Raw genomic sequence first — 11,218 nt, 5'->3', positions numbered from 1 at the left:
TACGCCCGATGTTGAAACCCGCACAGAAAGCGCGCCCTGCGCCGGTGAGAATGAGCGCGCGAATCTCGCTGCCGGCAAGCTCCTTGAGCTCGGCATCGAGCGCGCCGAGCATTTCCAGGTCGAGCGCGTTGCGGCGATCGGGATCGTTGAGGGTGATGCGGGTGATGTAGGGCGCGAGCTCTTCTATCAGGACGCGCCCACCGGCCAGTTCTTTCATGAAATCTCTCTTCGCTCATTGTTTCGATGCGCGCGCGGCGCCCAGCGGTGCCTGGGGCTACGGCGCGCCGGTTCCAACCTTGGCCGATGGCCCCGCGTCCGGGCAATTTCGCGACTGACGCGAGCCTCAGAAGTATCGAATACCCCAGTGATTCCAGGATATTAGAGCTCATAACGGCGTTTGACCAATCGGGGGCGGTCTGTTAGAAAAGTTGACGCTCGGCGTCACAAGGTTGTTGCACGCACGCCCCGGCCTTTTGGGAGGCCCCTTCCCGCAACCGCCCCGCTGTGAATGCCCACGCAGGAGGCGAATCAACATGGACAAGAAACTGCTCATCAACGGCGCCAACGGGTTCCTGGGGACCTACGTCGTAGGAAAAGCCATCGAAGCGGGCTGGAATGTGCGGGCCTCGGACCTTGCGCCAGGGCCGAGCCCCGAGCTGGCCAAGCTCGAAATGGAATACATGCAGGCCGATCTCTCCGACCTCGACGAAGCGCGAAAGATCACCTTCGGCACAACTCACGTCATCAACGTCGCAGGGCTCTTCCGCTTCGACGCCACCAAGGAAGCCCTCTACAAGGCCAACGCGACCTGCACGCGCAACATGTGCCAGGCTGCACTAGAGGCCGACCTCGAACGCTTCGTGCAGGTCGCCACGATCGGCGTCTACGGCCGCTTTCCCATGGGAACGCCCATCACCGAGACCCACGCCAAGAATCCCAAGAACGACTACGAGAAGTCCAAGAAGAAGGGCGAGGACATCGCGCTGCGCTACTTCGAGCGCTACGACCTTCCCGTCGTCTCGCTTCGCCCCTCGGTCATCTACGGCCCGCGCAGCCGCTACCCGATAGCGACGGTCATCGCGATGATGGCCATGATGCGCGCGCTGGGAATGAAGGAAAGTCCCGACATCAAGATCCCGGTCAAGATCCAGCAGGTGCACGTCATCGACGTCGCACGCGCGCTGGTTCATCTGCTGGAGAACGGTCGCTTGGGGGAGGCCTACCACATTGCGGATGAGACCCCGGTTTACTGGTCGGAAATGTTCAGTTTCTTCCGCAAGGAATTCGGGATCTCCGAGGCAAAGCACTACGCGATTCCCCAGCCACTGGCCCGCGCGATCGGGTACGGCGCCAACCTGATTCCCCAGAACCTGCTCGACAAGGGCAATGAAAAGCTTGGCGAGGGCTGGGAGAAGATGAAGCAGAAGTATCCGGTTCCCGATACGATCAAACCGCAACTCGATCGCGATTTCTTCACCTACATCAGCTCAGACCACATGTTCGACACGAGCAAGCTGATGGGAACGGGATTCCATCTGGAATACCCCGATGCCTGGAAAGGCCTCCACGAGACCATCGACTGGTACATCGCCCAAGGCTGGCTCCCCAACGTGCGCAGCAAGGACCAGGCTGCCTAGACCCGCTTCCCGGTCGCCAAAACAAAGGGCGCGGCCATCTGGCCGCGCCCTTTTTCTTTGCGCTGTTTCTTACTTGCTGGTTGCAATCCAGACGCCGTCCCAGTCCTCGGGCGGCGGGTTCTGAATGAAGGTCTGACAGCGGGTGATGTAGACCTTGGAGGGCGAATCGCCGGGCCGCACGCTGTTGTGGATCTCCTCGAACTTGGCGAGTGCCTGCATGAAGTTCTTGTTGCGATAGGCGGCAATGCCGTCCTTCCACAGTCCCAGCGTGTCCTGCCACATCTGGTCGTGGTCGAGCTCGCCCTTCTTGGCAATAAGCTCGTAGATGGTCACCGGGATGCTCTTGCCCTTGACCACCAGGTAGTCGAGCCAGCGGGTCTCGATTGCCTCGCGGGCGGCTTTCTCGGTCTCCTCGGCGATCATCTGGTAGATGCCGTATTGCTTGGCACCCGATTCCAGGCGCGCCGCCAGGTTCACCGTGTCGCCCATCATCGTGTAGTTGAATCGCTTGCTCGATCCCATGTTCCCCACGACCACATCGCCGGTGTTCATGCCGATGCGCTGGTAGACCATGGGGAGGCCCTGCTCCTTCCAGCCGTGGCGCAGCTCGTCCAGACGCCGCTGCATGTCGAGCGTGGCATGGCAGGCCTTGATGGCGTGGTCCTCGAAGGGAAGCGGCGCACCGAAGAAAGCCACAATGGCATCGCCGATGTATTTGTCCACGGTGGCGTCGTAGCTCTGGAGGATCTCGGTCATCTCGGTGAGATACTCGTTGAGGAAATTGACGAGGTTTTCCGGTTCCATTCCTTCGGAGAAGGTGGAGAAACCCTGAATGTCGCTGAAGAAGGCCGTCAGGTTTCGGCGCTCACCGCCGAGCTTCAGGGAGTCGGGATGCTCGGCGAGCTGATCGACCATCGCCGGATGCAGGTAGAGCCCGAAGGCGCTCTTGATCTGCTTCTTCTCTTTTTCTTCGGTGGCATAGCGGAAGATCGTGATACCGCCGTAGACGATGATGATCGTGAGTGCAGGATAGATAAAATTGAGCCACACCCCCTGATCAAACATTGCGAAGTTTGCTGCGGTAAAGCCGATCAGCAGAACGATACTGACCGCGGCCCCCAGCACTGCGCGAACCCGCGGGACAAAGATTCCCAGAAACATGCCCAGCAACAGGATCAGTGCGAATTCCGATGCCAGCAGCGTGTAACCGCGCGGCTGCATGAAGTTGTTGGAGAGGATGTTCTGCACGACGCTGGCATGGATCTCCACACCGGGGAAGTTGCGCTGGAACGGCGTGGGGCGAAGGTCGAACACGGCGATGGCTGTCGAACCGATGAGGACGATCTTGTCCTTGAAAGTCCCGGGTTTGAAATTGCCGCTCACCACGTCGGCAAAACTGTAGTGGGCAAACTGCTTTTTCTGACCGTAGTAGTTGATCAGCAGGCCGCCACGCTCATCGATGGGGACGTTGGTTCCCGCCACATTGAGCGAGAGAAGGCCGACGCCGGGCTGGTAGTCGGAGACGATGTCGGCCGGTCCCTCGGGATCAAGGTGCTGATAGAAGGCCCGCACCGCCTCCACTGCAAGCGAGGGGTAAAGGCTGTCCTCGAAACGCTCAACTGTGCGATAGGTTCGAAGAACGCCGTCCACATCCTGCTGGGCGTTGAAGAAACCGTGGTGCCTGGCCGCACTCGAAATGGGGGTGATGTTGGTCCGAACGCCCACGGCCTCATGCAGGATTCCATAGGGTTCGAATTCCTCGATCTCGCTCGGCATTTCGCGAACAGCGATCTGTGAGGGATCGATCATCTCCTTGCCCGTGCGGTAGTCCTCTTCCTTGAGGCCTTCGACCTCCTGAAGGGAGTCATAGAAGAAATAACCCGCGACAAAGCCCGGAAGCTTTTCGATTTCCTTTGCGTAGGCCTCGTCGTTGGCGCCGATCGCAAGTTCTTTGATGTCCTGATAAAAGCGGCGGCTCTGCTGCTCGTAGCTCGATGCGTTCTTGCGCACATTGTCGCGCAACCGCGCGACCTTCTGTCGAAGTTCGGCGTCTTCACGGTCTCCCAGGCCGGCCAGCACGTCACTGAAGGCATCGTCGTAGTTCGAAGGCAGGACCTCCGGGCTGCGAAGTCCTGTGGTCTGGTATTTCTTGGCCAGCGCCCAGATTTTCTCGAGATCGCCGTCGGCGGGATCTGGCTCGCTGAAAACGATATCGTTGGCGACCACCGCCACCCCGTCCTTGCGCAGGTTGTCGACTGCCTTTGCGAACACGCGCCGGGCCCAGGGGAAGCGTCCGAGTTCCTCGATGCTTTTCTCATCGATGGCCAGAATCACCACGTCCTCGCCGGGGTTTCGCTGGCCGCGCAGCTTGAAACGATAGTCGTAGGCCTTGAGCTCGACCTGACGAAAGAAAGACGCGAGCGGATGATCCTGCACCTGATCGACCACGTAGACGAACAGGATCATCGCCGTCAGCAGCATGCCAATTTTGAATCCCGAGAGCCTCAGAAACCTCATAACCTTCTCCCTATTTCCCTCATCAACGCGCCGGGCGTTCGATGCCCAGCTTGTCCATCACGAGCTGGATGTCAGCCCAGACCTCGCGCTTGGATGGCGGGTTGCGCAGCACGTAGGCGGGGTGGAAGGTCGGCATTACGTCAATGCCCTCCCACTTGTGCCAGGAGCCGCGCAGCCGCGTGATTCCCTCTTTGGTATCGAGCAGAAACTTCGTCGCCGGGTTGCCCAGCGTGACAATGACCTCGGGTCTGACCACACGGAGCTGTCGCTTCAAAAAGCCGCTGCAGGCCTCGACCTCGTCGGGTTCGGGGGCGCGGTCCTTGGTGAAGGCCAGGTTCTCGGTGGGGCGGCATTTTACCACGTTGCAGATGTAGACCTCCGCCCGGGGGATCCCCATGCCTTTTTCAATGATGTCGGTGAGCAGCTTGCCCGCACGGCCGACGAAGGGCACACCCTGGAGGTCCTCGTCCTTGCCGGGCCCCTCGCCCACAAAGGCCACGCGCGCGCCCATGCCGCCGTCGTGAAAGACGATCTGGGTGCGCGTCGTATGAAGCTTGCAACGGGTGCAATCGCCGATGTCGGCGCGAATGTCGTCGAGGCTCTCGCCGGCAGCAGCAGCCGCAACCGGCGCGGGTGCTTCGGGGGCTTTTGGCGCTTTGGTGGCAGACTTCTTCGCGGGCTTTGCCGGGGGCGCAGCGGGTTCAGCGGCAACCGGCGCGGCTTCCTGAACGGTGGCAGGCGCAACCTTCTCAGCAGAAACCGGCGTAGCCGGATGGCCGCGGCGCACGTAGTCGATTCCCATGGCACGCAGATGGGCGATGGATCCGCGAATGCGGCCGATCTCCCTGCGCAGGGCTGCAATGTCCTCGCTCACGCGCGTCCCCCCTGGTCCCCAAGACATGCGGGCGCCCGGACTTCACGCGAAGTCCCTCCCGCAGTCAGAGCCCCTCTCAGGCCGGCATCTCGTTGCTGCGGCGATGGATCTCCGGAAGGAGCGATTCCACCGCATCGAGCACGCGCTCTGCCACCTGGTCCTTGCTCAGAAGCCCGGTTGACTCTTCGCGCCCGTCGGCAAAGAAGAGTTCCACCTGGTTGGTATCGACATCGAATCCCGCATCGGCGCGCGCCACGTCATTGGCAACGAAGAGGTCGGCGTTCTTTTCGCGCAGCTTCTCGCGGGCGTATTTCTTGAGGTCATGGGTCTCGGCGGCAAAACCGACCAGCACGCGCTGGCCCTTCTTCTTGCCGACGGCCGCCAGAATATCGGGATTGGGAGTGAGCTCGATGGTCGGCTGGGTCTCGCGCCGCTTGAGCTTTTTCTCGGAGGCGCCCGCCACGGCAAAATCCGCCACGGCCGCCGATTTGATGATGACGTCGGAATTGTCGAGCTCGCCCATCACGGCATCATGCATCTCCCGCGCGGTCTCGACCTTGATGAGCTTCATCCCCGCCGGGGGTGCAAGGCTGACCGGGCCGCTCACCAGGGTAACCTGCGCGCCGCGGCGCTGGGCCGCACGCGCGAGAGCGTAGCCCATCTTCCCGCTGGAGCGATTGGTCAGGTAGCGCACCGGATCGACGGGCTCGCGCGTGGGACCCGCCGTAATCAGGAAGCGGACGCCCTGGAGCGAGCGCGGGGTGAGCGAGGCGGCGATGGCCTCGATGATCTGCTCGGTTTCGGCAAGGCGCCCCTCGCCCACTTCGCCGCAGGCAAGGTCGCCCGCGCCGGGATCGACGATGTGGGCGCCGCGTTCGCGAAGCGTCTTGAGATTGGTCTGCGTCGCTACGTGGCGCCACATCTGCACGTTCATCGCCGGCGCAATCACCAGCGGCGCCGTGCAGGCCAGCGCCACCGTGGTGAGCACATCGTCGGCAATGCCGTGGGCGAGCTTGGCCATGATGTTCGCCGTGGCCGGCGCAATGACCAGCGCGTCGGCCGCGCGCGCAAGGTTGATGTGCCCGATCTCGCTCTCCTGCGTGAGATCAAAGAGCTCGGTCGCCACCGGATTCATGGAAAGCGTCTGCAGGGTCATGGGCTGGACGAACTGCCGGGCGGAGGCCGTCATTGCAACGCGCACCTGCGCGCCGGCCTGAGTGAGGCGCCGCACCAGCTCGCACGCCTTGTAACAGGCAATCCCGCCCGAGATGCCGAGCACGATCGTTCTGTTTTCAAGTCGCGGGTCCATTGGTTTCTCCGCCCCGGGCCGGGCCGCTCAGGCGTCCTCGTGCCGCTCGGCAATCGAGTCGGCGTAGGAAGCCAGTTGCCCGGCTTCCTTGTGATCGAGCGCGCGCTTGATCTGGCTGACCGGGAAGATGAAGCCCTCGTCGGTCATGGCCAGGCACAGCTCACCGAAGCCGTCATTGTAGCGCCAGGTGCCGCCGAATTCGTGGCGCATGGTCTCTCCAAGGAACATGCCCATGTGCTCGATGGTTTTCTGATCGAGCATGTTCTGGGTGTAATTCTTCTCAAGAACGGCGTCGAGCCTGGGCAGGCTGGCCCGCTCGAACGCGAGCTCTTCACCGGTGCTCTGCTTGTGCTGGGCCCTGTAGGCCTCGGCCTGCTCGGCAGCCACCTTGCCCAGTTCCTCGGGCGACATCTTCTCGTAATGACTTCCGCCCCCGCCCTTGAGGACGAAGAACAGGACAATGATCGCGACCAGAACGAGAACAGCAATGAGTGCTGGTGACATTTACTCTCCAGAAATTCCCTGCCCGGGCCGCGACGGCAATTGCCGGCGTGGGGCCGGAAGCGCCCGGGAATTCCCGGATGCCTCAACGGGCTGTTTTCACTGGTATTTTCTACCACCCGGCCCGGCCGGTGGCAACGGTGGGATCCTCGAAGGAGGGCAAAGGGCTACTTCTGCCCGACGAAGGCCTCGGCGAGGTTGTAGGAGTGATTGCGGATACGCCGCAGGGCCACGATCGCGTCGCTGAAGACGATTCCGGCGGTGGGATTGCACTCATTGCGCCCGGCACGCTCCAGGTGGGCGTCGCGGATCCGGTCGGCCAGCTCTTTGAGGCGGTCCCCCTCGGTCTGGATCTCGGGCATCCAGGCGCTGTCCTCGGCCCGCTCGTGGGCGATGATGGCCTCGTAGAAGTCCGTGACCGCCTTCAGGTGGGTCTGGATGTCCGCCAGCGCGGCGTCGGAGAATTCGACCCCGTCCTTGAGCGCGCGCGAGCGATAGCCCACCAACCGCTCGCAGTAATCGGCAATGCTCTCGAGCTCGTCGGCCTCGCGCACGATGGCCCGGATCTCGTCGCTCTGCGCCGTGGTCATCTGGGCCTCGGCAACGCGCGCCATGAAGACGGTGATCTCGTGCTGAATGACATCGGTGATTTTCTCGAGCCGAAGCACGCGGTCGCGCTCTGCCATGTTCGGGTTGCGCATGTCGACGTAGTAGGCGGCGGTCTTTTCCAGCATTTCCTTGACGATCTCGGCCATGTGGAAGACTTCCTGGCGCCCCTGCTCGATGGCCAGCGCAGGAGCTTCGATCATGCTAGTGTGCAGGAATTTGAGGCTCGTGTGAACCTTCTTCGATTCGGGAACGATGCGTTCCACGCCGCGCACCAGCCAGCCCAGCAGCGGCAGTGCCACCAGTACCATCACGACATTGAAGGAACTGTGCGCCATCGAAATGTGCGCCGTGATGTTCGGGCGCTCCCCGGCGGCGTCCACGAAACCCGCCGGGCCTGGAATGATTGCGTCCACGGCGTGAATCCACAGTGGGAAGAGCAGTACCATCACCCCCACGCCGAATACGTTGACCAGGCTGTGGAACATGGCTGCGCGGCGGGCATTGGTGGTGGCGCCAATGGCGGCGAGCTGGGCGGTAATTGTGGTGCCGATGTTCTCGCCCAGGATCAGGGCTGCGGCCCCTTCGAAATCGATGAGCCCCACGCTGGCCATGGCGATCGTCACGCCAAGCATGGCGCTCGAGCTCTGCACGATCATGGTGAGCACGGCGCCGACCATCACGCTCATGAGCAGGCGAATGGTCGTCTCGGCGCCGAACTGGTGCATCATCTCGGCAAAGCCCGGATGGTCCTTGAGCGGCGAGAATCCGTCCTTCATCAGTGAGAGCCCGAAGAATATGAGACCAAAGCCCATGGCGAGCTGGCCTGCGTAGCGCAGCTTGTCGCTGCGGCCGAACAGGTGCGCAAAGGTGCCGAGCCCCAGGATGGGAAGCGCGTATTTGTGAATCTTGAGAACGAGGATCCAGCCCGTGATCGTCGTGCCAATGTTGGCGCCCAGCACAACGCTGGCCGCCTGCATGAGCTCCATCACGCCGGCGTTGACGAAGCTGACCACCATCACCGTCGTCACCGAAGAGGACTGGACGATCATGGTCACCAGCAGGCCGGTGCCCACCCCCAGCACGCGGTTGTCGGTCACCGCGCTGATGATGCGCCGGAGCCGGTCGCCCGCCATCACCTGGAGGCCCTCGGAGAGGAGTTTCATTCCGTAAAGGAAGAGTCCCAGACCGCCCAGGACGAAGAACACCAGTTCTTTGATCACGAGTTATGGCTCCCGGCTGTGATGACAAGGCTGCCGTTACAAATTCGCAACAACTGGGAGGGCGATATATTCCCATTTGCCTGCTGACGCAACCATGGATTGCCTTCTGGAGCAATCCGATGCGGGGCAAGCCAGAGGGACGTTCAGGGCTGGTAGTCGACGCCGTAGCGAAGCACCTTCCGGGCGCACTGCAGGCAGTAGGTCATGAAGTCTTCTTCGGAGGTGATGGGAGTGTATTGCTCGTAGGCAACGCACTCTGGATTTTCGCAGATCTTGTAGAGCTTGGCGCCCTTGCGATAGAGATCGAGCAACCGGCGTTTGGGCATTTCCGCCAGGTGATACTCGTGGATGATCCCCATGTCCTCGCTCATGTGAAAGCCCATCCGTGTTGCGCTCCCCCGTCGCCGGGGGAGCTGTCCGGCAAAGCCGGACTGAGGGGGAGAGTCGCCTGGGAACGAACGCCCCCTTCCGCCCTTCGGGCAGCTTCCCCAGACTCGGGGGAAGCGCTGATCGGTGCTTCGCTATCTCAGTGGCGGAAGTGGCGGTACCCGGTAAAGACCATCGCCATGCCGTGTTCGTCGGCGGCGGCGATGACTTCCTCATCGCGCACGCTGCCGCCGGGCTGGATGACAGCCACAGCGCCGGCCTCGGCGAGCTGATCGAGTCCGTCGCGGAACGGGAAGAAGGCATCCGAGGCCACCACCGTTCCCTTGATGGGAAGCTGGGCTTTTTCTACGCCCACGCGCGCCGAATCCACGCGGCTCATCTGCCCGGCGCCCACGCCGACGAGCTGCCCCTCGCGGGCATAGACGATGGCGTTGCTCTTGACGTGCTTGCCGCAGGTCCAGGCGAACGCCAGCGCGCGCATCTCTTCCTCGCTGGGCGCGCGTTTCGTTACGACTTTCCAGTCGGATTGCGGCGCGTCACCGCGGTCGAGTTCCTGCACCAGCAGGCCGCCCACGACGCGGCGCAGCTCCCAGCCGGCCGTGCCCTTGGGCAGCTCGCTGTAGGCGCCGCCCTCGAAGGGAAGCTCCAGCAGGCGGATGTTCTTCTTCTCCTGCAACTTGGCCAGCGCGTCCTTTTCATAGGAAGGCGCGATCACCACTTCGAGAAAGGTTTCGGCCAGCAGGTCGGCCGTCGCCATGTCCACCCGGCGGTTCAATGCCACGATTCCGCCAAAGGCGCTGACCGGGTCAGTGGCGCGGGCTTTTTCGTAGGCTTCGGAAATCGAGCTGCCCAGCGCGGCACCGCAGGGGTTGGTGTGCTTGACCACGATGGCAGCCGTTTCGGCAAACTCCTTGACGAGTTCGAGCGCTGCATTGGTGTCGAGAATGTTGTTGTAGGAGAGTTCCTTGCCGTGGAGCTGCTTTGCCAGCGCGATCGACGGCTCGCTGGGCGCGCGCTCAACGTAGAAGGCGCCATTTTGGTGCGGATTCTCGCCGTAGCGCAGGTCCTGCTTCTTGACGAAGTTGAGGTTGAGCGCCCCGGGGAATTGTGCGGGCTCTGCGTCTGCGCTCTCTCGGGCGGTCAGGTAGTTCGAGATCGCCGAGTCGTAGGCGGCGGTGTGGGAGAACACCTTGCACGCGCACTCGAAACGGAACTGGGCGGTGGTCGAGCCGCTCTTCATCTCATCCATCAGGCGCCCGTAGTCGCCGGGCTCCACCACCACGGTCACGTGGGCGTGGTTCTTGGCCGCCGAGCGAAGCATCGTGGGACCGCCGATGTCGATGTTCTCGATGGCATCCTCAAACGCGCAGCCCTCTTTGGCGATGGTTTCTTCAAAGGGATACAGGTTCACCACCACAAGATCGATGCCGCCGATGTTGTGGGCGTTCATCGCCTCCACGTGGGAGGGATTGTTGCGAAGGGCCAGCAGGCCGCCGTGGATCTTCGGGTGGAGGGTTTTGACCCGCCCGTCCATCATCTCGGGAAAGCCGGTGTAGTCGGAGACCTCGATCACCGGCACGCCGGCCTCAGTGAGCTTGTGGGCCGTGCCGCCGGTGGAGAGGATCTCGACGCCCTGCCCTGCCAGAAACTTGCCAAGCTCGATGATGCCTTCTTTGTCGGAAACAGACAGCAGTGCGCGGGTGATTTTCTCGCTCATGGACTCCCCCTGGATGGATGCCCCCGGTGTGTCGGGCGGCGCGAGAGCCATTTAGCGCGGGGGGCTCCGGGGGTCAAAGCGGGCCCAGGGCCCTCATTGGTCGAGATGCGAGGCAAACTCGGGCCGGGTCTTCCACCAGGTGCCGCGGGAGACGCCCTCGCGCGGCATGCGGGTGAGCACGCGCAGGACGTGAGCGGGAAGCCGCGTGAGGGGGACCTCGCCAACGCTGCGGGGAAAGGCGTCGGCGCAGTAGTTCATGAAGTGGACGAAGCTCGTGAACTCTGGCGGAAAGTCGGGGTTTTCCTCGATGGAATCCGAGTAATCGAAGGTCGCGGCGCGATCGATCCAGCCGCCCGGCTCGATGAACTGCTCACGGTAAGCACTCGCGTTGGGAATGATGAGATCGATGAGCGTGCGGGTGCGCTGCGCCCAGGGCGCGTTGCTTCT

Annotated in this window: 10 protein-coding genes; 1 reads left to right on the top strand and 9 read right to left on the bottom strand. The window is 62.5% G+C overall.

Features of this window, described 5'->3' with window-relative positions; translation table 11 throughout:
- On the bottom strand, positions 1-217 hold a 217-nt coding region (locus KDH09_16460), incomplete at its 3' end, for an enoyl-CoA hydratase/isomerase family protein (GenBank protein MCB0221291.1).
- A gap of 316 nt (positions 218-533) precedes the next feature.
- On the opposite strand from KDH09_16460, the gene KDH09_16455 reads away from it, so the two are divergent.
- Positions 534-1,637 (top strand): NAD-dependent epimerase/dehydratase family protein, encoded by a 1,104-nt coding sequence (locus tag KDH09_16455; protein MCB0221290.1) that lies wholly within the window; start codon positions 534-536, stop codon positions 1,635-1,637.
- Between the two features lie 69 nt (positions 1,638-1,706).
- On the opposite strand, the gene KDH09_16450 is transcribed toward KDH09_16455, so the two are convergent.
- From KDH09_16450 to KDH09_16415, 8 genes are all read right to left on the bottom strand, one after another.
- A complete protein-coding gene (locus KDH09_16450; protein MCB0221289.1) occupies positions 1,707-4,154 on the bottom strand; it encodes an adenylate/guanylate cyclase domain-containing protein in 2,448 nt (815 codons plus the stop codon).
- A gap of 22 nt (positions 4,155-4,176) precedes the next feature.
- Positions 4,177-4,956: a uracil-DNA glycosylase gene (locus tag KDH09_16445; protein MCB0221288.1), complete on the bottom strand. Its 780-nt coding sequence runs from the start codon at positions 4,954-4,956 to the stop codon at positions 4,177-4,179.
- 148 nt (positions 4,957-5,104) lie between these two features.
- A complete protein-coding gene (gene coaBC / locus KDH09_16440) occupies positions 5,105-6,337 on the bottom strand; it encodes a bifunctional phosphopantothenoylcysteine decarboxylase/phosphopantothenate--cysteine ligase CoaBC (protein MCB0221287.1) in 1,233 nt (410 codons plus the stop codon).
- Positions 6,338-6,364: 27 nt separating this feature from the next.
- Positions 6,365-6,841 carry a hypothetical protein gene (locus KDH09_16435; GenBank protein ID MCB0221286.1) on the bottom strand — a complete coding sequence of 159 codons (477 nt, stop codon included), beginning with the start codon at positions 6,839-6,841 and terminating at the stop codon, positions 6,365-6,367.
- Positions 6,842-7,005: 164 nt separating this feature from the next.
- Positions 7,006-8,667: a Na/Pi cotransporter family protein gene (locus KDH09_16430; protein ID MCB0221285.1), complete on the bottom strand. Its 1,662-nt coding sequence runs from the start codon at positions 8,665-8,667 to the stop codon at positions 7,006-7,008.
- Between the two features lie 143 nt (positions 8,668-8,810).
- Complete coding sequence (locus KDH09_16425) at positions 8,811-9,038, bottom strand: hypothetical protein (GenBank protein ID MCB0221284.1); 228 nt, start codon at positions 9,036-9,038, stop codon at positions 8,811-8,813.
- Between the two features lie 155 nt (positions 9,039-9,193).
- On the bottom strand, positions 9,194-10,771 hold the full coding sequence (gene purH / locus KDH09_16420) for a bifunctional phosphoribosylaminoimidazolecarboxamide formyltransferase/IMP cyclohydrolase (GenBank protein MCB0221283.1): 1,578 nt from the start codon (positions 10,769-10,771) through the stop codon (positions 9,194-9,196).
- A 93-nt stretch (positions 10,772-10,864) separates the two neighbouring features.
- Positions 10,865-11,218, bottom strand: a 354-nt coding sequence (locus KDH09_16415) for a hypothetical protein (GenBank protein MCB0221282.1), incomplete at its 5' end; no start/stop codon positions are given.

Source organism: Chrysiogenia bacterium (assembly GCA_020434085.1).
Lineage (GTDB): Bacteria > JAGRBM01 > JAGRBM01 > JAGRBM01 > JAGRBM01 > JAGRBM01.
Note: the sequence above shows the minus strand (reverse complement) of the source record. Positions and strands in the feature narration are given on the sequence as shown.